25 protein-coding genes are annotated in these 22042 nt (G+C 30.0%); 15 read left to right on the forward strand and 10 right to left on the reverse strand.

Translation table 11 applies throughout. From position 1 onward, the window contains the following. Window positions 1–4 precede the first annotated feature (4 nt). The 3 genes from AC5YGC_RS01220 (at window position 5) to AC5YGC_RS01230 (ending at window position 2136) form a co-directional block, all read left to right on the forward strand. Window positions 5–784: an MOSC domain-containing protein gene (locus AC5YGC_RS01220; protein ID WP_496139845.1), complete on the forward strand. Its 780-nt coding sequence runs from the start codon at window positions 5–7 to the stop codon at window positions 782–784. A gap of 182 nt (window positions 785–966) precedes the next feature. Beyond that, window positions 967–1092, forward strand: a complete 126-nt coding sequence (locus AC5YGC_RS01225; RefSeq protein WP_496139847.1) for a hypothetical protein — start codon at window positions 967–969, stop codon at window positions 1090–1092. A 327-nt stretch (window positions 1093–1419) separates the two neighbouring features. Beyond that, complete coding sequence (locus AC5YGC_RS01230; RefSeq protein WP_496139848.1) at window positions 1420–2136, forward strand: methyltransferase domain-containing protein; 717 nt, start codon at window positions 1420–1422, stop codon at window positions 2134–2136. A 103-nt stretch (window positions 2137–2239) separates the two neighbouring features. Here the strand turns inward: AC5YGC_RS01230 and AC5YGC_RS01235 are convergent, their stop codons facing one another. Beyond that, window positions 2240–2782: a TraR/DksA C4-type zinc finger protein gene (locus tag AC5YGC_RS01235; RefSeq protein WP_496139849.1), complete on the reverse strand. Its 543-nt coding sequence runs from the start codon at window positions 2780–2782 to the stop codon at window positions 2240–2242. Between the two features lie 78 nt (window positions 2783–2860). On the opposite strand from AC5YGC_RS01235, the gene AC5YGC_RS01240 reads away from it, so the two are divergent. Both AC5YGC_RS01240 and AC5YGC_RS01245 read left to right on the forward strand, forming a co-directional pair. Further along, on the forward strand, window positions 2861–4183 hold the full coding sequence (locus AC5YGC_RS01240; RefSeq protein WP_496139850.1) for a glycosyltransferase family 39 protein: 1323 nt from the start codon (window positions 2861–2863) through the stop codon (window positions 4181–4183). Then, a complete protein-coding gene (locus AC5YGC_RS01245; protein WP_496139851.1) occupies window positions 4180–5052 on the forward strand; it encodes a glycosyltransferase in 873 nt (290 codons plus the stop codon). The genes AC5YGC_RS01240 and AC5YGC_RS01245 overlap by 4 nt, the downstream gene beginning before the upstream one ends. Here AC5YGC_RS01245 and AC5YGC_RS01250 read toward each other — a convergent pair. Together AC5YGC_RS01250 and AC5YGC_RS01255 are read right to left on the reverse strand one after the other, a co-directional pair. Next, on the reverse strand, window positions 5045–6325 hold the full coding sequence (locus tag AC5YGC_RS01250; RefSeq protein WP_496139852.1) for a Y-family DNA polymerase: 1281 nt from the start codon (window positions 6323–6325) through the stop codon (window positions 5045–5047). The genes AC5YGC_RS01245 and AC5YGC_RS01250 overlap by 8 nt on opposite strands. Then, entirely contained in the window at window positions 6303–6698 is a 396-nt protein-coding gene (locus AC5YGC_RS01255; protein ID WP_496139853.1) for a translesion error-prone DNA polymerase V autoproteolytic subunit, read from the reverse strand. The genes AC5YGC_RS01250 and AC5YGC_RS01255 overlap by 23 nt, the downstream gene beginning before the upstream one ends. Before the next feature lie 165 nt (window positions 6699–6863). Between AC5YGC_RS01255 and AC5YGC_RS01260 the strand changes: the two genes are divergently transcribed. From AC5YGC_RS01260 to recA, 5 genes are all read left to right on the forward strand, one after another. Continuing rightward, window positions 6864–7433, forward strand: coding sequence for a heme-binding protein (locus tag AC5YGC_RS01260; RefSeq protein WP_496139854.1), 570 nt, complete (start codon window positions 6864–6866; stop codon window positions 7431–7433). Then, window positions 7434–7796, forward strand: coding sequence for a GFA family protein (locus AC5YGC_RS01265; RefSeq protein ID WP_496139855.1), 363 nt, complete (start codon window positions 7434–7436; stop codon window positions 7794–7796). A 6-nt stretch (window positions 7797–7802) separates the two neighbouring features. After that, on the forward strand, window positions 7803–8729 hold the full coding sequence (locus AC5YGC_RS01270; RefSeq protein WP_496139856.1) for a uridine kinase: 927 nt from the start codon (window positions 7803–7805) through the stop codon (window positions 8727–8729). Continuing rightward, the gene (locus AC5YGC_RS01275; protein WP_496139858.1) at window positions 8729–10024 is read left to right on the forward strand and encodes a TolC family protein; all 1296 of its coding nucleotides are present in this window, start codon (window positions 8729–8731) and stop codon (window positions 10022–10024) included. The genes AC5YGC_RS01270 and AC5YGC_RS01275 overlap by 1 nt, the downstream gene beginning before the upstream one ends. Before the next feature lie 103 nt (window positions 10025–10127). Beyond that, window positions 10128–11279: a recombinase RecA gene (gene recA, locus AC5YGC_RS01280; RefSeq protein WP_496139859.1), complete on the forward strand. Its 1152-nt coding sequence runs from the start codon at window positions 10128–10130 to the stop codon at window positions 11277–11279. 178 nt (window positions 11280–11457) lie between these two features. Here the strand turns inward: recA and AC5YGC_RS01285 are convergent, their stop codons facing one another. From AC5YGC_RS01285 to AC5YGC_RS01310, 6 genes are all read right to left on the reverse strand, one after another. Then, a complete protein-coding gene (locus AC5YGC_RS01285; RefSeq protein WP_496139861.1) occupies window positions 11458–12018 on the reverse strand; it encodes a prepilin-type N-terminal cleavage/methylation domain-containing protein in 561 nt (186 codons plus the stop codon). 3 nt (window positions 12019–12021) lie between these two features. After that, entirely contained in the window at window positions 12022–12555 is a 534-nt protein-coding gene (locus tag AC5YGC_RS01290) for a prepilin-type N-terminal cleavage/methylation domain-containing protein (RefSeq protein ID WP_496139862.1), read from the reverse strand. Continuing rightward, window positions 12552–13067 (reverse strand): DUF4184 family protein, encoded by a 516-nt coding sequence (locus tag AC5YGC_RS01295; protein WP_496139863.1) that lies wholly within the window; start codon window positions 13065–13067, stop codon window positions 12552–12554. The genes AC5YGC_RS01290 and AC5YGC_RS01295 overlap by 4 nt, the downstream gene beginning before the upstream one ends. Window positions 13068–13131: 64 nt before the next feature. After that, window positions 13132–13644, reverse strand: a complete 513-nt coding sequence (locus tag AC5YGC_RS01300) for a prepilin-type N-terminal cleavage/methylation domain-containing protein (RefSeq protein WP_496139864.1) — start codon at window positions 13642–13644, stop codon at window positions 13132–13134. Window positions 13645–13768: 124 nt separating this feature from the next. Further along, the gene (locus AC5YGC_RS01305) at window positions 13769–14305 is read right to left on the reverse strand and encodes a prepilin-type N-terminal cleavage/methylation domain-containing protein (protein ID WP_496139865.1); all 537 of its coding nucleotides are present in this window, start codon (window positions 14303–14305) and stop codon (window positions 13769–13771) included. Next, the gene (locus AC5YGC_RS01310; RefSeq protein ID WP_415304220.1) at window positions 14293–14823 is read right to left on the reverse strand and encodes a type IV pilin protein; all 531 of its coding nucleotides are present in this window, start codon (window positions 14821–14823) and stop codon (window positions 14293–14295) included. The genes AC5YGC_RS01305 and AC5YGC_RS01310 overlap by 13 nt, the downstream gene beginning before the upstream one ends. A gap of 272 nt (window positions 14824–15095) precedes the next feature. Here AC5YGC_RS01310 and alaS point away from each other — a divergent pair, with 272 nt between their 5' ends. Further along, window positions 15096–17765, forward strand: coding sequence for an alanine--tRNA ligase (alaS, locus tag AC5YGC_RS01315; protein ID WP_496139866.1), 2670 nt, complete (start codon window positions 15096–15098; stop codon window positions 17763–17765). Here the strand turns inward: alaS and AC5YGC_RS01320 are convergent. Continuing rightward, window positions 17758–18972 carry an NADP-dependent isocitrate dehydrogenase gene (locus tag AC5YGC_RS01320; protein ID WP_496139867.1) on the reverse strand — a complete coding sequence of 405 codons (1215 nt, stop codon included), beginning with the start codon at window positions 18970–18972 and terminating at the stop codon, window positions 17758–17760. The genes alaS and AC5YGC_RS01320 overlap by 8 nt on opposite strands. A 77-nt stretch (window positions 18973–19049) precedes the next feature. Between AC5YGC_RS01320 and AC5YGC_RS01325 the strand changes: the two genes are divergently transcribed. Genes AC5YGC_RS01325 through AC5YGC_RS01340 form a run of 4 tightly spaced genes read left to right on the forward strand, consistent with a single transcriptional unit; the run spans window position 19050 to window position 22028 of the window. Next, window positions 19050–19697: a phosphatidylserine decarboxylase gene (locus tag AC5YGC_RS01325; protein ID WP_496139868.1), complete on the forward strand. Its 648-nt coding sequence runs from the start codon at window positions 19050–19052 to the stop codon at window positions 19695–19697. Window positions 19698–19700: 3 nt separating this feature from the next. Then, on the forward strand, window positions 19701–20504 hold the full coding sequence (gene pssA / locus AC5YGC_RS01330; RefSeq protein WP_496139869.1) for a CDP-diacylglycerol--serine O-phosphatidyltransferase: 804 nt from the start codon (window positions 19701–19703) through the stop codon (window positions 20502–20504). Further along, entirely contained in the window at window positions 20505–21416 is a 912-nt protein-coding gene (locus AC5YGC_RS01335) for a glycosyltransferase (RefSeq protein ID WP_496139870.1), read from the forward strand. Beyond that, the gene (locus tag AC5YGC_RS01340; RefSeq protein WP_496139871.1) at window positions 21417–22028 is read left to right on the forward strand and encodes an SAM-dependent methyltransferase; all 612 of its coding nucleotides are present in this window, start codon (window positions 21417–21419) and stop codon (window positions 22026–22028) included. Window positions 22029–22042: the final 14 nt, after the last annotated feature.

Here is a 22042-nt window from a genome sequence, read left to right on the forward strand (position 1 = left end):
TTTTATGAGTGTTTTGATTTCATCAATATACTTTAGTCCTGTAAAATCTTTATCTTTTACAAATATCAAATCATGTATCATTAAAAAAGATTTGGGAATTGTAAATGATAGAAGTTTTGCGTTTTCTAGAATTATTGACTTAAAAAAAGCTCTTATATCTCAAAAAAACCCAAGTGAAAGAAAGCTTAATAATTTTTTAACATTAAAAAATTCTCCAGTTTTAAATAGATATAATTTTGAATACAAAAATCTTAGATTAATTTTAAAACTTGGTGATAAGGAGCTATTGTCAATAATAGCTGATGATCCAGAACAAAAATCTATACTTGTAAATAAAATACTAGAACTAGAAAATTCATTAACGAAACCAATTTTCTTATTGCAAAGTGATACGGCTCCTTTCTTTGATACTTCCCATTCAAATAAGGTCTTTAATTCCATATCCCTTATAAATCTAAATAGCATTAATGATTTCGAAAAAAAAATTAATCAAAAAATTGAATTACAGCGATTTAGGGGAAATTTTTACATTGAAGGGCTCGAAGCTTGGGAAGAGCGTAAATGGATCGGAAAGATTATAAAAATTAACAATATCTCTTTTAAGGTAGAGAAAAATATTCCACGTTGTACTGCAATTAATCTAAAACCAAACACAGATGACAATTCTTTAAATTTACTTCAGTCATTAAAAAAAACTTATAATCATTTTGAAATGGGAATTTATTTGACTGCACTTGATGATGGTGAAATTAAATTAAGTGATAAAGTTCAGATAATTAATTAATATAAATATTTTATTAAGCAACTTTAAGTTGTATCTATTTTTTTTGATGTACAAACAACTTCAATTTTGTTTTAATTATTAAAATAAACTTAAATAGAAGAAAAAAAATAAATAGATTTTTAAAATCAATTGGAGTCTTTCTTGTAATTCTTTTTAGTATTACTGCAGTTAGCGCTGAAACGTTGACTAGTAAATTAAAAGGTGGTGACAAGTTAAGACTTGGGTTTGGAACTGCAGTGCCATGGGCTTATGCGGGAGATAACGGTCAAGCTTTAGGATTTGTTAATATGATAGCTGACCAGTACTAATAGCTCAATTGGCTTGATTTATGCACTGAAAAAATTTTTAAGTGATTTTAAATATTGTTAATATTTTGTTTTATAAAGCCTCAGCCAAAGTTGCTGGAGCTTTTTCATTTTTTATGATAAAGTATTAAAAAAAATTGAAATGCAGTAGTAAAATTTACTACTAAAATCGAATTTTAAAATAACAGATTAAATCCATACATAGATATATAATTGAAAAAATTAATAAATACAAAAAAATTAATTACAAGAAAAAGTTATAGTAGGGCACATTATTTAAATGCATATTTCAAAAATCATTCTTTTTATCTGAGTAAATATACGAAAGAGATGATTAATGATAAATTAGATTTATATAAACCTTATGATTATTTAATTAAAAAATTCTTAAAACGTCCAGTAAAGATGCTTGAGGTTGGTGTGGGGGAAGGTTTTGGTGCCAAGTTTTTTTATAAAAAATATGATTATACCGGAACAGATTTAACAGATGAGGCTTTTAAGTACCACAATGCTAAAATTTTAAAGCATATTAATTTTATAAAAGGAGACTTTTTAAAGTTGAAAACTAATAAAAATAAAAAATATAATGTTTTGTTATTCAATGGAGTTGTAGAGCATTTAAGTGAACTTAGTTCTTTATTAAAGTTTGTTGAAAATAAATTAAAAAAAAATGGTCTATTATTAATAAACGTTCCTAATGATTTTAATCCATTTCAAATTCACTATTTAAAGTCTCACAATATTCAATTTGAAAAAGCAAATTTTATAAGTCAAGAACATGCTAATTACTTTAATCCAAAGTCTTTGAAAAACTTGTTTAAATCTTATAAATGTTTAACAATGTTCACAAATTATCCGATAGATGCATTTCTATTAAATGATAAAACAAATTATTATATTAATAAAAAATTTGGCAGTGAAGCTGCTTCAGTTAGTATTGAAGTAGAAAGAATATTGAAAAAGGATATGGAAAATTATATTAAGCTAGGTGAGGCGCAAGCAAGGCTGGGAATTGGCCGCGCAATAACTGCATGCTTTAAAAAATAAAATATCTAAAAAAATATTTATCTGAAATTAGCTTTAACAGTTCTTGAAGAAATGGGAATTTATTTGACTGTTCTTGATGCTAGTTAGAAAATAAATTTAGACTTTAATCGTCAGCGTAAACTTTTTCATCTTTTTCATGCTTTTCTTGAGCTGCAATACAAAGATGTGCAACTGGTCTTGCCATTAATCTTTTTATTCCAATTGGTTCGGCAGTTTCAGCACAAAATCCAAAAGTTTTATCTTTTATTCTTATTAAAGCTTGGTCAATTTTAGAAATCAATTTAATTTGTCTATTGATTGCTTTCATTTCTACAGTTTTATCTGTGTAAGAGCTTGCTTGATCTACAATATCTGCTGAAACACTATTGTCATCCATTGATCCATGGTAAAGAGCTTCATTATTTGCTTTTACCAATTCTTTTTTCCACTCAGTAAGTTTTATCTTAAAAAAAGATAAGTGCTTATCACACATATATTTTTCAGTATCCTTTGGGATATATGTTTTTGAAATTTTAATTGGTGCCTTAACTTTGTTTTCAGTGGCACTAATCTTTTTTATTACTTTAGTAGGTTTTTTGATTACAACAGCAACTTTTTTTGCTTTAGCTGTTGGTTTTTTAGTAGATGATTTTGAGATTTTAGGCATATGTATAAATTTAGTGGCCGGAGTATATTCAGCAATTAATACGTGTCAAGCAAGCTTAATTCATATAAAATCAATGAAATGTTGATCAATAAAAACAATATAAATAAATTGTTTTATAGTTTTCTTATAATTCATTTAATTTTATGGACATTGGTTCCCACATTAACAAATAACAATTTACCACTTGATACAATTGAAGCCTTGGCTTGGGGAAGTAATTTAGATTGGGGATTTAATAAACATCCACCAGCAAGTGCATTTTTTCCTGAAGTTATTTACCAACTTTTTGGATCACAGGATTGGGCTTATTATTTATTAAGTCAATTGTTTGTAGTAACTGCATTTATTATTGTTTTTAAATTTGCTGAAGAAGTATTTAAAAATAAAACTTTAAGTTTAATATCGGTACTTCTTTTAGAGGGTATTTATTTCTATAATTTTACAACACCTGAGTTTAATGTGAATGTTTGCCAATTACCTTTTTGGTCATTGTGTGTTTATTATTCTTGGAAATTATTTGACAAACAGACAATAACTTTTAAGGATTGTTTTTGGCTTGGAGTTTTTGCAGCGTTAGGTTTTTTATCAAAATATCTTTTTATTTATCTTTTAATATCAATAGACTTATTATTTTTTTATATAATTTTTATAAAGAAATATAAAAAATTTGATTTCAAATATCTAATATCTTTAGAGGTCTTTATTGTTTTGTTAGTCCCTCATTTAATTTGGTTGACTAATAACGATTATATAACAATTACATATGGATTAGCTAGAACAGGTCTAGAGAATTCAAGTTTATTAGATCATATAACTTACCCTTTAATATTTTTAGGAAAACAAATAGGAATATTAATTCCGTTTTTTATAATGTCATTTTTTTTAATAAAAAAAGTTAAGTTTAAAGTGTCTTTAAAAGATAAAAAATTATTGTTCTTGATATTTATTAATCTAATTCCAATTGGACTAATGTTCTTAACCTCAATGTTAACAGGGTCTAAAATAAGAACAATGTGGATGACCCCATTTTATTTATTTTTTGGTGTATTAATTGTCTATATTTTTCAAGCACAAATAAATCTTAAAAAATTAAATGGGTTCATATCAGCGTTTTTAATTTTGTTTATTTTTTCACCTTTTGCTTATGCTTATATTTCAATTACAGAAACAGATAAAAGAACAGATTATTTGGGAAAAGAAATAGCAATTAAAACTGAATACTTATGGAAGCAAAATCACACATTACCAATAAACGTTGTCCTTGGCGACGAATGGTACGCTGGAAATTTATCATATCACCTCAATTCTAGGCCAGTTTGGGAAGGGTTGATTACAAAGAATAAACTTAATTCATTATCAAAATTTATTTGCATTGATAATATTTGTGTAGGAAATAGATGAATAAAATAAAGATTTTAATTCCCATATATAACGATTGGAAGTCCGCTTTTAAACTTTTAGAAGATATAGACTTGCATGTTAATGATTTAAACCATGAATTTTCAGTTATAATTGTAAACGATTGTTCTACTGAAGAAAGACCCGTTAATGATTTTAATTTCAACAATCTTAAGTCTATCAAAATAATCAACATGAAAAAAAATAAGGGACATGCTAGATGTAATGCATCTGGCTTAAGATATATTACTGAACATGAGGATTATGATTATATAATTCCAATGGATGGAGATGGTGAGGATAGAGTGGAAGAAATAGCTCTGCTTATTGATAGGGCAAATGATTATCCTGATAAAGTTATTACAGCCAATAGGGTAAAAAGATCTGAAGGGTTTTTATTTAAACTTTGTTACCTTTTACACAAATATTTAACTTTTGTTTTCACTGGACAATCTATTAAGTTTGGTAATTTTATTTGCTTGCCTAAATTTGCAGTTAATAAAATGATAAAAGAAAAAGCAACATGGAGTAGTTTTTCAGGTGCTGTTGCTAAATTATTTAAAGATAGAAAATCTGTCCCATCAATAAGAGGTAAGAGATTTTTTGGGCCATCAAAAATGAGTTTTTTTAACTTATTAAAACATTCACTATCAATCATAGCTGTTTTTAAAATGACACTATTGATTAGATCTATATTTTTTTTAACTGCTTATTTATTTCTAGTTGCTGGCAATCTATCATTGATTACATTATTGCCCGTTATAGGAGTTATTATTATGATGATTTCAGTAATTATACTTTCTCAGAGAGAAAGTATAATAGAATTTGAAAACTCTTTAGAAGATATTGACAGCGTAGGTCTACTTAAATAGCTTTTATTATTGGTAGCGAATGAAAGTTAGCCGTATCTATCTTTGAAGAGTGGTCTCTCCTCATATTCCACTTTTTGTTAACTCCTGCACTAGCCAAGCTTAGTGTTGATCGGCCATATCTATAATTTGTACTATCAATAGCTCTCATTAAACCTTTAATTTTTTCATCTTTTTCAGTAGAAAATAGATTTTTACTGCCACTTGAACTAACCAAACCAGTCAATGTTATGCCTGCTTTTTGATACCTATATCCATTTATAAAGATCTTATTTAATGCAACTAAAGCAGTTTTAACTATTTCAATACTATTGTTGGTAGCTATTGGAAAATCTATAGTTTTAGCATTTGAATAATATACGCCTCTATTTTGAAAGGGGCTTGTTCTAACAGAAACGGTTATCGATTTTGCTATTAAAGATTCTGATCTAATTTTTTCCGAAGCATTTAAACAATAACTTGCTACTGCTTCTTGGAGTTCTTGAAATTTTTCAACTCTTGTACCAAATGATTTTGACACTACACAACTTTTTCTTTTTGAAGTTTTAGTTTCTAGTGGAATACAAGAAACCCCTCTAAGTTCTAACGCTGTCCTAGAACTTAAAACATTAGAACTTTTTTTAATCCAAGTGTTTGACATATTTTTTAATTGTTTGGCATTGTAAATTCCATTTTGATGATAAAATTTTGTAAGTTGTTTACCAACTCCCCAAACATCATTTATATCTATTTTTTCTAGTAATGGATCAATATTTTCAATTCCTATTAAGTTTGTTACACCAGATTGTTTTTTCTTTGCTATATGATTTGCAATCTTGCTTAAGGTTTTTGTTTTAGCAATGCCAATGCTAGTTGGAATTCCTGTCCACTGTAAAACAATACTTCTAATTTCTTTTCCTATATCTTCTACTTCATCATCTGGATGATCACTTAAATCTAAAAAAGCCTCATCTACCGAATATATTTCTAGCTCAGGATTAAATCTTTTTAAAGTTCTCATCACTCTTCTAGATAAATCTCCATACAAAGAGTAATTTGAAGAAAAAACATAAACATTATTTCTAAGTATTATATCTTTAGCTTTGAAGTAAGGTTCTCCCATTTTGATACCAAGAAACTTTGCTTCATTTGATCTTGCAATAATACAGCCATCATTATTAGACAAAACAACGACAGGTTTATTTCTAATTTTAGGATTAAATAATCTTTCACAAGAAACATAAAAAGAATTGCAATCAACAAGTGCTATTTTTTTAGTACGTTGAATGAATGACATAAGTCACAACCCCCCAAATAAATACTTCCATTTCATCACCAATAATTATTTTATCTTCAATATTTTTTGAACCTGATGTCAAAAATTGACCATCCTTCGATTTAACAAAACTTTTAACAACTAATTCATCATGAACATTTGCAACAACTGTTGAGAAGTTTTTAGGTTTTAAACTTCTATCAACAACTAATAGGTCACCATCATAAATACCAACATCGGTCATCGATTTTCCTTGAACCCTGATAATGAAAGTTGCTGGAACATTTTTGATCAGATGAATGTTGAGATCTACATCTTCTTCGATATAATCTGTTGCAGGAGAGGGAAAACCTGCGCCTGCTTTATTTAGATAAAAAGGGATAGTTAATTTCATGTTCTTGTTTTGTTCTATTTTATAGAACAGTTATACAATACACGCAAGAAGTTGTATTTTGAGTCTGTAACTGAATCAAAGGTGAATCAAAACGTGAACATTGAAACTATATTTTGTGCTATTGTAGATAACTTCAACCAGAGATAGCTTAATCAGCATATCAAAATGAAAAAAATTCTATCGATTATAATTCTTGGTTTAATTATAACCTCTAAAGGTATGGCTTATGAAGAAGCAAATTACGAAGTAGTGAAAAAAAATGAAATTTACGAAATCAGAAAATATTCTGATCGTTTAGCTATTGAAACAGATATATCAAATCAAGGTAGTAGTTTTAGAAAATTATTTAATTATATCTCTGGTAATAACGAGGATAATGAAGAGATTAAGATGACAACACCAGTTACCCAAATGGAAAAAAAAGGAAATATGACCATGCAATTTTATTTACCTTCAAGATTTAACAAAGAAAACATACCGAGCCCATCCAATCCAGATGTTAAAATATTAAATATTAAAAGTGGTTATTACGCAGTTATTATATATTCAGGAAGAACATCTGATAAAAATTTCATTAAACATAAAAGTATTTTAGAAAATGAATTAAAAAAGGATGATATATTAACTTTGAGTCAACCTATTAAAGCAACCTATGATGGACCTTTCACACTACCTATGCGCAGAAGAAATGAAGTAATGTTTGAAATTAATATAAAGGATAAAGGAGAAATATAAATGAAAAAACTAAAATGTCATTGTGGAGAAGTAGAAGCAGAAATAAACGTGCCTGGTAATTTGGAAAAAGTTTTAAAATGTAATTGTTCTATTTGTAAGAGAAAAGGAGCAATTATGTCTATGGTTAAGAATGAAGATTTTAAGATTATTAAAGGTGAAGACAAGCTAACGCTTTATCAATTTCATTCAAAAATCGCAAAACATTACTTTTGTTCTAATTGTGGAATTTATACACATCACAATCCAAGAGCCAATCCAGCTATGATAGGATTTAATCTTGGATGTATAGATGAAATAAATACTTTTGAATTAGAAAATGTTGCAGTCAACGATGGTCAAAATCATCCTCTTGATAATAAATAATTTTTTATGCAAGAAGTTAATGATTGTTTTAACAAGATAAAAAAAGATTGTTTTAAATTTATTTCATCTCAAGAAACCAAGAAGGATAAATTTAAAAACAAAGATAAGATGATTAAATCTTTTCTAATTCCTGTTAGTTTTTGGATATCAAAAAGAGTTAATAAGAAAAAACTATTAATAATTGGTTTAGCTGGAGGACAAGGTTCAGGCAAAACAACTATCTCATCAATTTTAACTTTGATTTTAAAAAAATATTTCAAGTTAAATGTTTTTAAAGTTTCTATTGATGATTTTTATAAGACAAGAAAAGATAGAAAATCATTATCTAAAAATAAACACCCTTTATTAATGACAAGAGGAGTGCCCGGAACCCACGATGTAGATTTAATGTTAAATTTTTTTAAAAAAATTAAAGATAAAAACTTTAAAAGTTTACAAATTCCAACATTCAATAAAGCAATAGATGATAGATGCCAAAAGAACTTATGGTATAAAATTAAAACAAAGCCTGATGTAGTAATTTTTGAAGGTTGGTGTGTTGGAGCAAGACCCCAGTTAAACAGTCAGCTTAAAAAACCAATTAATTCTCTTGAAAAAGTTTATGATCAGGGAGGCAAGTGGAGAGCTCATGTTAATAATCAATTAAAAACTAAATATAAAACCTTATTCAAGCAATTAGATGGATTATTATACTTAAAGGCTAAAAACTTTAGCTTATTAAGAGAATGGAGATTAAAACAAGAGAGAAAGCTTTGGGTTCAAACGAAAAACAAGAAAAACCTAAAGATTATGAGTAGTGGAGATGTGATAAACTTTATGCAGACTTATCAAAGAATTACTCAACAAATGTTTAAAGATGCGATAAAAAGCTCATCAGTTATAATGAATTTAAATAGCAATCATCAGATCGAAAAGATAAAATTTAAAAAATAATGAAAAAAATAATTTTAATACTATTCTCAGTTTTGTTATTAAATCAACAGGTATTAGCGGTAACTTTATTTGAAGCACTTACAGAAGCTTATAAAAATAATACTGACTTAAATGCTGAGAGAGAAAATATCAATATTTCTGAAGAAGATTTAAGAATTTCAAAAGGTAACTACTTACCTACTGTCACAATTTCTGGAAGCAAAAGTCAAGAAGATACAAGTAAATTGACCAATAGATCAGGTGTTGAGCAGTCAATTAATGATGTTGATCCTTCTACTCAATCTATAAAAATTGAACAAACATTGGTAGACTTTGGTAGAAATGCTGATGTTCAAAAAAATCAAATTGGAATTAGGCTTGCAGTAGCAAAATTATTAAAAAAAGAACAAGAAGTTTTATTAAAGGCGATTGAAGCGTATTCAGGATTGATATTAGCTAATAAAAAATTAAAGATTAATCAAAGTAATCTTAGTTTGTTAGAGCGACAAGTTGAAACTAATAAAGCAAGACTTGAAAGAGGTCAAATTACTATATCTGATTTAGCTCAATCTGAGTCTTCACTAGCTGGAGCCCAAGCAAATTTTATTCAATCTAAAAATGAAATCATATCTAGTAAACTAAACTATGAAAATGTCATTGGACCAATTGCAGATATAAATAGCTTAAATAATAATTTTGATATTAAACTTATGCTTCCAAATAATTTGAGTGATGCAATAGATAAATCAAAAAAATACAACCCAGAATTAATTATTGCAAAATTAGAATATGAACAATCAGAAAAAGATGTGCTTATTTCACGATCTGATTTGTCACCTTCTGCAAAACTTTCTTATGAGAATTCTAAGTCACAAGATTTGAGCTCATCATATGATGAGCGTGATAAAAATATTTTAAAAGCAACTGTTACTTGGCCAATATATTCAGGTGGGAAAAATAGAGCTTCATTGAACAAAAGTCGAAATCTACAAAACAGAAAAAAATTATTATTAAACAGTGCTACAAAAGCTAATAACAGCAATGTAGCAATGTCATGGTCCACACTTCAGTCTTCAAAAAGTTTATTAAATTCAGTTAACTCTCAAGTTAAAGCAGCTGAGATTGCAAATGAAGGAATAACAGTTGAATATGAAACTGGTCTTGGAAGATCTACACTTGATGTTATTCAATCAAACTCAATTTTATTAAGCTCAAAAATAAGCCTAGCAGAGACTGAAAGAAACTACCTACTTTCAAAATTTAAACTTCTTCAAGCTATTGGTTTGTTGAATAGTAATTACTTAAAAATACAGTAATTAAGCCATTTTATTATAAAAAAAATAACTATTGAAAAAAAGAACAAAATGTGTACATTTAACCCACGATTCGAACACTAATTATTTAATAAAAAGGCATAAAATGACTAAAAACAACCTGAAAGTAGTTAAATCTACAAAAGCACAACAAGCAGAAGGCAACGAAAAAAGTAAAGCTTTAGAAGCGGCAATGGCCCAAATTATCGATAATTTTGGAAAAGGATCAGTAATGAAACTTGGCCAAAGAAGAGCAATGGACATCGAGTCAGTTTCGACTGGATCATTAAGCTTAGATGTAGCGCTTGGAATAGGTGGCTTACCAAAAGGAAGAGTTATTGAAGTCTATGGACCAGAATCATCTGGTAAAACAACCTTAGCATTACAGGTGCTAGCAGAGGCTCAAAAAGCTGGAGGAACTTGTGCGTTTATAGATGCAGAACATGCTTTAGATCCAATTTATGCAAAAAAGCTTGGTGTAGATACTGAAGAATTGTTAATTTCACAACCTGATACTGGTGAGCAAGCTCTAGAAATAGCTGATACTCTAGTTAAATCAGGATCAATTTCTGTTATCGTAATTGACTCTGTTGCAGCATTAACACCTAGAGCTGAAATTGAAGGAGAAATGGGAGATCACCACGTAGGACTTCAATCAAGATTAATGAGTCAAGCTTTAAGAAAGTTAACAGGCTCAATCTCAAGTACAAATACAATGATGATTTTTATTAACCAAATTAGAATGAAAATTGGAGTTATGTTTGGAAGTCCAGAAACTACATCTGGTGGAAATGCACTTAAATTCTATTCATCTGTTAGATTAGATATCAGAAGAATTGGTGCCATTAAAAATGGAGATGAAATTATTGGTAACTCAACAAGAGTTAAAGTGGTTAAAAATAAAGTAGCACCACCATTTAAAGTTGTTGAATTTGACCTAATGTACGGCAAAGGTATTAGTAAAGTAGGTGAATTAGTTGACCTTGGTGCAAAAGCTGACATTGTTGAAAAAGCTGGAGCTTGGTATGCTTATAAAGGTGAAAAAATTGGACAAGGAAGAGAAAATGCTAAAACTTATTTAGAGCAAAATCCTAAAATTGCAGCAGAAATTGAAATGGCAATCAGGGAAAAAGCTGGAGTGATAGCAAAAAAAATTGAAGGTAACCCTCTTGATCCAGAAAAAGCAGCAAAAGATCAAATAGAGGATCCTAAAGTGGAAATAAAAGAAGAAGTAACACCTCCATCTAAAAAGAATTAGTTAAAGTCATCTTTAATTATTAAAAGGCGCTTAATTTAAGCGCCTTTTTTCCCTTACCATCTTTAGGAATACCAACGCTTATTCAATAACAATCGTCCTCAAATCTTGCTTTATCTCTTTTGGTTCGAGTTTGATCCGAGTTTAGCCACATAATCCTATAGGGTGAAGGCTTTACGGTTCATTCTAAAATTATTACCTTATGAATTAAAGGTTCATCTGGACCAGTCTTAGTATAAACTGCAATTGATTTTTGAGACTTGTTTGGTGATATAGAAGTTATATGTATTAACCCTGGCCAAGAAGAACCTTTGAATTGACTGTGATTACTCTTAATCATACTTTCAGTATAAGCTCCAACATTTACATCAAATTCTCCAACTTTTCCTGAGACAGGATTATTATGAGGATTTCTTATATTCATTGATCTAAAAATTGGATGAAATGATCTTACACCATCTTCTAAATCACTTAGAGCTTCCACACATTCGATAATAGGTGTGCCTCTTGGATTAATTTTGGTTGCTGCTGCTCTATTCAAGATATGAGTTTCAGTTCCCCATAAGCAAAAATTTAATTCATAAGTTATTGTTTTTACAATCATATCAAAATTAGTTTGAGCAACTGCTTTTCGTGCACTAGCCGTATACCCATTATAAGCAACCACCCCTACAGCAGCGAGGATACCGATGATAGCTACTACGACTAAAAGTTCTATTAGAGTGAAGGCTTTAGTTTTCATAAATTAATTTAATGAAACACTGTCGGTTAGTGATTTACCTTTGCCATTGCATAATTCACTTAAGGAATCAGGTTCGCATGTATATTTTGTATCAATAAATAATACTGATGGTGAGCCAGATTTAGTAATCAATTTTGTTGCACCAGTTGATCCTTCTCCAACAGTTCCACCTGTTTCTACTGCTTCTATGCATGTACCAGAATTATGTTTCCATCCCATTGGATTACACCATTTTAAACTATTAAAGTGATATGATAATTGAGTAGCCATCTTATTTGCATTGCCGGCTAAAACATAAGGGCAAAGATCACTTGTATTAGTTGTAGGGTTTTGTTTTAAAATTAATTCCTCTCCAATTTCACATTTAGCAAAATTAACTTTAATAAAATTTGCCACAGTTTTATGATTTGCTTTTGTTGCGTTTATTTTTGCACTTTTGGTATACCCATTATAAGCAACTACTCCTACTGCAGCTAGAATACCAATGATGGCTACTACGACTAAGAGTTCTATTAAGGTAAATGCTTTACGGTTCATCTAAATTTTCTAAACAAATAAACAATTAAACCAAATATAAATAATCCTACTAAAGATAGGTGGAGTGAGTCTATTGAAATTATTCCAACAAAAGTTTTGCTGAAAAAAGGTTCAAATGGTTTCACATCAAAGTGCATAAAGCTATCTAACAAAATATGGCTATATGCTCCAACAAATGCACCTGTAAAAGATGAAACAACACTTATATCAGAATCGGTACTAAGCCATTTTAATTTTGCTAAACTTTTTTCATTTTGCAAATTATTGTTCCAAAATTTAAGTGCTCTCTCACAAATAGGTATACCAATAATTGCACAGGACAAGGCGATAATAGATGATCCAATTAATGTATGAAAGAATTTATGAGAAGCTTCGCCTACTGTAAAAATATAATATATTACCTCTACATCTATAATAATATTTGTTAATGCAAATATTGACCAACTAAAGTGTTTGTGAAAAATAGACTTAACTGCAAATCCAGCAATAATATGGAAAGGTGTTATAGGCATTTAAAACTCTACCACTGTTACCATAGTGCTACCACTTTTGTAGACCAATCAAGTAGTCGTATAATCATTCTATTGGAATTTTAGTTACTAATCTGTCGGATGTTTCTTTGTTTATACAAGTCCATACTTCAATTTCAGTAGTAGTATTTTCCATTCGAGTTGAAAATTCAAATTGATCCCCCGTTGAACCACCACAAGAAGCACGTGCATATCTATTAAAATAATTAGGAATAGTTCCAGTAACAGCTGACCAAGTTCCTTTAGGATGTGGAAATTTTGGATTTGATGTTCCTGAACCCCATAATGTACTTAAGGAAATTGCGACAGACGGATAACCAGTACTTGCATTAAATCTATCACTACAATTAAATGTGTTATCAAATATTTTTTCTTGGAAATTACATTTCACTATTTCTGAAGATATGTATTTAATAATAATTGCGTGTCGTGCTTTTGAAGAATTAACTTTAGCAGAGTATGTATACCCATTATAAGCAACTACTCCTACAGCAGCAAGAATACCAATGATAGCTACTACGACTAAAAGTTCTATTAAGGTGAAACCATCTCTTTTCATAGATTAAGCTTAACAAAACGCTATTTAAGTGTCTAGGTGATAGAATCTTAATACTTTAATCTTTATTTATAATGCTGATTAATGCTTAGATTAATTTGATCGTACCCTGATCGTAATTTTTTACTTAGTCAAAATATATATCAGTTTTTTTAGGATTACTTGTCCCAGTATAATAAGTATAAATGGTTAGTTTCTTTAAAGCGCTATCCCATCCAATAAAATGACATCCATTATCACCAACCCGATCATTTGCATAACAATTTGGTACATTTCCAGTTGCCCTAGAAAATGCAAGTCTTCGATTACCCGCACTACCCTTTGGATCAAAAATATTATTAAGTTTATTTTGTAGAGCTGTTCCAATGTGAAGACCAGGATCTGCTCCGTAACCAACAGATAATACAGTACACTTTGCTGTGCTTGAATTTGATTGGCTTTTTTTTACACCAAAAATATACTCTTCTCCTAATTGACACTTCATAAATTCAGCAGCAGCATATTTTGCTATTGTCGAATGTTGAGCTAGTGCAGCATTTTTTTTTGCAGCACTCGTATACCCATTATAAGCAACCACCCCTACAGCAGCTAGGATACCGATGATAGCTACAACGACTAGGAGTTCGATTAGAGTGAAGGCTTTAGTTTTTTTTATGGATACCATTTGTAAATATCAACCACTACATTTGTTCCTGGGTTGCTCCATTTATCTCCACTGCAGGGTAGTTGATAACACACGCTGACACTCACTCTAAAAAAACCTGTATCTCCACCAGCATTTAATAAAACATATCCTAAGTCTCTTTCATTTCCCCAGCCACCTTCTTTAACTCCTTCGTCACCAAAGCCTGCATAATTTGCCCCATATGGATTTTTATATTTTCCCTTTAAAGCTCTTTCTATTGCAAGGACAGTGCTCCCAGCAGGATTTCCTCCTGAATTTATTGAAGATGAAATTGAACTGCATGTAACTTGATCGTTTAAAACTTTTTCAACACCGAGTTGGCATTTTTGTGCTTCTGCAGCCAACCATCTAACAACATTTTTTTGATTTGTTTTAGCAACCGATTTTTTTGCTGCACTTGTGTATCCATTATAAGCAACCACGCCTACAGCAGCTAATATTCCTATGATAGCTACAACGACTAAAAGTTCTATTAGGGTAAAACCATTTCGTTTCATGGATTAAGCTTAACAAAACAAAATCTAAGCATCAAGGTGATAGAATTGGCTATTTGATTTATCTCTTTTGGTTCGAGTTTGGTATCGAGTTTAAGAGATGTTTTTAGTGAATCTTTATGTGACTAATTTTTTATAAATCTTAAATCGTCCGCATAACTAGTGTGAGCTAGTGTCAGCTAGTGTGAGGTAGTGTGTTCCTCAAGTGCATAATTTAAGCGCCTTTTTCCCTACAGTTATCTAGACATCAAATAAAAAAGCTGTATTTTAAATGTATGGCTGACAAAACACTAAATCAAATTAGAACAACTTTTTTAGATTATTTTGAAAAGAATGATCACAGGATAGTTGAGTCTAGCAATTTAGTTCCAAATAATGATCCGACATTAATGTTTGCAAATTCAGGAATGGTACAATTTAAAAATGTATTCACTGGATTAGAAAAAAGAGATTATGTTAGAGCTACAACCTCACAAAAATGCGTAAGGGCAGGGGGTAAGCATAACGATCTTGAAAATGTAGGTTATACACCAAGGCACCATACATTTTTTGAAATGCTTGGAAATTTCTCATTTGGAGATTATTTTAAAGAAGAGGCAATTAGTTACGCATGGAATTTAATAACTAAAGAGTTTGGGATTGATAAAAATCGTCTTTATGTAACAGTTTACCACGATGATGAAGAGGCATTCAACTTTTGGAAGAAAATAGCTGGTTTCAGTGATGATAGAATAATCAAGATAGCAACAACAGATAACTTTTGGTCAATGGGCGACACAGGACCTTGTGGACCATGCTCAGAAATATTTTATGATCATGGTGACCATTTAGAAGGTGGCTTGCCTGGTACTAAAAATGAAGATGGTAACCGTTTTATAGAAATATGGAATTTAGTATTTATGCAATATGAGCAAATTTCAAAAGATAAAAGAATAGATTTGCCTAAACCATCTGTGGATACTGGTATGGGTCTTGAGAGAATAGCGGCACTATTGCAGGGAACACACGATAACTATGAAACAGATCATTTTAAAAAACTAATACTATCTGCATCTGACACATTAAACGTTAAAGTAGATGAAGTTAACCAATCTAGCTTTAGAGTAATAGCAGATCATTTACGAGCAAGTTCATTTTTATTAGCAGAAGGAGTTTTACCATCTAATGAAGGTAGAGGATATGTGCTTAGAAGAATTATGAGACGTGGAATGAGACATTCACATTTGCTAGGTTCCAAAAAACCAGTCTTCTATAATATCTTTAAAACACTCCTAGAAGAAATGTCTAACAATTATCCTGAGTTAGAAAGAGCACAATCCTTAATAAAGGAAACTTTAAAAACAGAAGAAGAAAAGTTTTTAGTTTTATTGGATAGAGGAATAAAAATATTAAATGAAGAGTTAGAGAAAGTAGAAAAAATATTACCTGGTGAAGTGGCATTTAAACTTTATGATACATTTGGTTTTCCATTAGATTTAACTGAAGATATTTTGAAAAATAAATCATTGACTGTAGATGGGAAGAAGTTTGATTTATTAATGAAAGAAAGCAAAGAATTAGCAAAAAAAAATTGGAAAGGATCAGGGGATAGTTCCATAGATCAAATATGGTTTGATATAAAAAATCGTTTAGGAGCAACTGATTTTTTAGGATATTCCACAGACAAAGCAGAAGGTGTAATTACTTTAATTCTTAAAAATAATAAAGAGGTTCAAGACCTACAAGAAAATGATGAAGGAATTATAATTACAAATCAAACACCTTTTTATGGCGAGTCAGGGGGGCAAGTTGCTGATACGGGAATAATTTCAAATGAGGTTTTTGAATTTGAAGTGTCTGATGTTCAAAAAAAACTAGGGGATTTATTTGTTCATTACGGAAAAGTTATAAAAGGTTCGGTTAAATTAAAAGACAGTGTTGAATTACAAATAGATACACAGAGAAGAAATAATATTAGAGCCTATCATTCTGCTACTCATTTATTGCACGAAGCGTTAAGAAGAGTTTTAGGTGAGCATGTAACTCAAAAAGGATCTTTAGTTCAATCTGATCGATTAAGATTTGATTTTAGTCATATGAAGCCTATCTCAGAAGAAGAGATGGGAAAAATTGAACATTATGTTAACTCAATAATTCACAAAAAGTCAGAAGTGAAAACAAGAATAATGACACCTAAAGAAGCTGTCGATAATGGTGCTTTAGCTTTATTTGGCGAAAAATATGGTGATGAAGTGAGGGTTTTGTCAATGGGGGATGAGGAAGGTAAATTTTTCTCAACAGAATTATGTGGAGGAACTCACGTTGTAAACACAGCTGACATTGGAAAATTTAAGATTATAAGCCAATCATCTATTGCAGCAGGCGTAAGGAGAATTGAAGCCTTAAGAGACACGCAATTAGTTGATTTTTTAAAAGAGAAAGAAAATTTGTCTAATCTGTCAGATCAAAAAAATGAGACAGTTATAAAAGAATTAGAGACAAAGATTACTAAATTAGGAGGAAAACCTAATCTTCTAAATAGTGATCAAGTAGCCCTGATAAAAGACCTTAATAAACAATTTGAGCAACTCTCAGTTAGCTCAATATTAAAAGATAAAGAAAAAAATAAAATCAATGATCAAATTATTAATGGATTTAAAGTTAGATTTCAAAATATTGTAGATTTACCATTTAAAGATCTACGTAAGCTAATTGATGAAGGAAAAAAAGAAATTGGTGAAGGATTAGTAATAATTTATGCAATCAATGACAATAAAGTTGGATTAGCTGTAGGTGTTACCAAAACATTAGAGGGCAAGTTTGATGCCGTAAAAATTGTCAGAGTTGGTTCAGAAGTTATTGGTGGTAAAGGTGGTGGTGGAAGAGCTGACTTTGCGCAAGCTGGTGGAACGTTGCCTGATAAAATTGAAGAGTCTTTTGAAAATATTAAAAAATTAATTAATTAAGCTTTTTCTTGAGCTGACCATCTAATTCATCTAAAAATTGATTAGTAGTTAAGTAATTGCTTGAGGGCCCAATTAAAATTGCTAAGTCTTTTGTCATCGATCCATTTTCAACACAATCAATACAAACTTTTTCCAATATAGTTGAAAATTTAATCAAATCTTCATTGCCATCTAATTTCCCTCTATGAGCCAAACCTCTGGTCCAAGCAAAAATTGATGCAATTGGATTTGTAGAAGTCTCCTTACCTTCTTGATGCATTCTATAGTGTCTAGTTACAGTTCCGTGAGCGGCTTCAGCTTCCATAGTCTTTCCATCAGGTGCAAGAAGAACACTTGTCATTAACCCTAATGATCCATAACCTTGAGCCACAGTATCTGATTGAACATCGCCATCATAATTCTTACAAGCCCAAATATATTTACCACTCCATTTCATTGCGCAAGCAACCATGTCATCAATTAGTCTATGCTCATAAGCAATGTTAAGCTTATCAAAATCAGATTTAAATTCTTTATCAAAAATATCTTGAAAGATATCTTTGAACCTACCATCATAAATTTTTAGAATGGTGTTCTTTGTAGAAAGATATACGGGCCATTTTTTTATTATTCCATAGTTAAAGCAAGATCTTGCAAAGTCTTCTATGGATTTATCCAAATTGTACATAGATAAAGCAATTCCTGGTCCAGGAAAATTAAAGACCTCATATTTAATTTCATCACTACCATCTTCTGCAGTCCATTTGACTTCCATTTTACCTTTACCGGGTACTTTAAAATCTGTTGCCCTATATTGATCACCAAAAGCATGTCTTCCAATAATTAAGGGATCTGTCCATGTTGGAACAAGTTTTGGAATATTTTTACAAATTATGGGCTCTCTGAAAACCGTACCTCCAAGAATATTTCGGATAGTTCCGTTTGGAGATCTCCACATTTTTTTTAACTTAAACTCTTCAACACGTGCTTCATCTGGAGTAATTGTTGCACATTTTATGCCAACGTTATGCTCTTTAATTGCCTTAGCAGAATCTATAGTTATTACATCATCTGTATAATCCCGACTTTTCATGCCAAGATCATAGTATTTAATATCTAAATCTAAATATGGTAAAATCAGTTTGCTTTTAATGAATTCCCAAATGACTCTAGTCATTTCATCACCATCTAGTTCAACAACTGGATTTTTAACCTTTATTTTAGCCATAAATGAATAATATATAATAGTAATTGTAATTTAGTGCTTTATATACATATTAATAAAAAATTATCAAATAGAAGCTTATGTTAGAGAAAATTTTCCCAAAAATTCATTCTGAAGGATACAAATTTTTAGCTATAGCTATTATCGCAACAATTTTTTTATACTTTCTCAGTACCTTGCTAGGGTTAATTGGTTTGGTATTATCTATATGGGTTTATTATTTTTTTAGAGATCCTGAACGGATTTCAATAAATGATGAAAATTATCTAACAAGTCCAGCAGATGGTGAGGTTTTAATGGTTCATGAGGCTGATGGACCAAAAGAACTAGGTTTAGAAGATAGAAAATTCACTAAGATTAGTATTTTTATGAACGTATTTGATTGTCACGTTAATAGAACGCCTTGTGAAGGTAAAATTTCAGAAATACTTTATAAGCCTGGAAAATTTTTAAATGCATCACTTGATAAAGCAAGTGAAGATAATGAAAGAAATTATTACAAGATAACGAATAGCCATGGAGAAGACGTTATTGTTGTTCAGATTGCAGGTTTAATTGCCAGAAGAATTGTATGTGAATCTTCAAAGGATCAAAATTTGCAACAAGGTGAAAGAATTGGAATGATAAGATTTGGAAGTAGGGCTGATGTTTATTTTGAAAATTATGAAACGTTAGTTAAAGTAGGACAAAAGACAATTGCTGGTGAAACGCTATTAGCTAAAAGATAGCTTATGGAACAACCTAAAAATAATTTTAAAATTGTATCAGATAAAAAAGCTAGAATGCTTTTGCCTAATGCGCTGACATTAATAAATGTATGTATTGGGTTAAGTTCTATTAAATTTGCATTAGATGAAAAATTTGAACTATCTATTATAGCTATTATTTTTGCAGCAATTTTTGATACATTAGATGGCAGGGTTGCAAGGATGTTAAAAGGAACTTCCTTGGTTGGAAAAGAATTAGACTCATTAGCAGATTTAATTAGTTTTGGTGTAGCACCAGCTTTTATAATGTATTTCTGGTCTTTAAATAATTTAGGTAAATTTGGCTGGTTACTTACAATGATTTTTGTGGTTTGTGTTGCTCTTCGACTTGCAAGATTTAACGTGAGCTCAAATTTAGAGCCATCATGGAGAGATAATTACTTTGAAGGTGTACCGTCACCAGCAGGTGGAATTTTGGTATTGATGCCGTTAATATTGAGTCTAAGTGAGATAAATTTAATAAAGATTAACTACGATATAGTAGTACCAACATTCTTTATTTTGATTTCATTTTTATTGATCAGTAAAGTTCCAACATTTGCTTTTAAAAAGATTTCTATACCACGTAGTATGACAATTTTTGCATTGTTTGGTGTTGTGTTATTTTTTGGACTTTTGTTAATATATACATTTAAAGTTTTGGTCATTTGTGGATTAATCTATATTTGCTTAATTCCATTTGGATACTTTAGTTATCAAAAAATTTATAAACAAAAAATTTTAAGTGGTGAAAATCATGATAATGAGGATCTTGAAGACATATTGTAGATGAAAAAAAATGTAATTGTATCTCTGGCTGACTCAAATTACTTTGAATTACTTAATGAATTAGTCGATTCTGTTAAGAGTTTTGAAAAAAGCAAAGATACAGCAATCTGCATTTTAGATGCTGGTTTGTCCGAGCAACAAAGAAACATATTATCTAAAAAAGTTGACGAAATTAAATCAGCTGAATGGGACATTGATGTTCCGGAATTTAAAGTAAAAGGAAGAGAGTGGCTAAAGAGTCAAGTATCTAGAGCTTTTTTACCAAAATATTTTCCTAGTTATGAAAAATTCTTATGGATTGATTGTGACGCTTGGGTAGGGGATTGGAATTCAATAGAACTTTATTTTAAAGCTTGTGAAAATGGAAAATTGGGAATTACTCAAACTTTTACACCTGGATATAAAATAATGTCTAAAGTTAATTGGATATTTGGACAACTCGCAATAATTAAATCTCAAAACTTTAAACATGCAATAAAATCAAAAATTGGAATAGATAAAGCGCGAAAACTTGCCTTTGCTCCACACATTAATATTGGTGTTTTTTCTTTAGAAAAAAATTCAGTTGGATGGGTTACATGGCAAAAAAATTTAGAACAAACATTAAAAGCTGGAAATATTTTTGGATCAGAACAATTAGCTATTAATATGTCTGTTTACATCGATGATTTAGAAACTGAGTTCTTGCCTCATAATTGCAACTGGTTAGTTAGTAATCTTTTACCAAAATTTAACGAACAAGAAAAAAGCTTTGTTGAGCCTTATCTGCCTAATCATAAATTAGGTATAATACACCTTGCTTCTGGAATTTGGGATGGTGACAAAGATATGAGATTACATAAAGAGGTAAAGATAAACATAAAAACTTTAGAAAATAAAATTTTATCAAAAAGTTTAAGGTTTGGTCATTAATTGAAAAAGAATAGAATTTCAAAAAATTGGATTAATAAACAAAAAAGAGATATTTATGTTAGACAATCTCAGGTAGATGGTTATCGAGCAAGATCAGCATATAAATTAATAGAAATAGATGAAAAATTTAAGATATTAAAAAATGGAATATCAGTAATAGATTTAGGTGCATCGCCTGGTAGCTGGTCTCAATATATTTCAAGAACAGTAAAAAGTGGAAGATTAGTTTCAATCGACATAAAAGGTATGGAAGAAATTGAGAATACAATTCAAATCAAAGGTGATTTTACTGATATAGATTCTCAAGAAAAAATAAAAGGCTTATTCAAATCAAAAGTCGATGTTGTTGTGTCTGATATGGCCGTTAATACAACGGGTATAAAAGATATAGATGCAATTTATACAGGTGAACTTGCGATGGAAGCCATGAATTTTTCTAAAGAAATGCTGGTTAAAGAAGGACGATTTGTCTCTAAGGTTTTTTTAGGCTCATCATTTAACGAAATAGTTGCCTTAGGCAAAAAATTATTCAAAGAAGTAAAGGTATTTAAACCTAAGTCTAGCAGAAAAGAATCTAAGGAAAGTTTTATTATTTGTAAAATCTTAAGATAGGGACTTTTTTTTTG

This window comes from Candidatus Pelagibacter sp. uisw_138, from assembly GCF_059512485.2.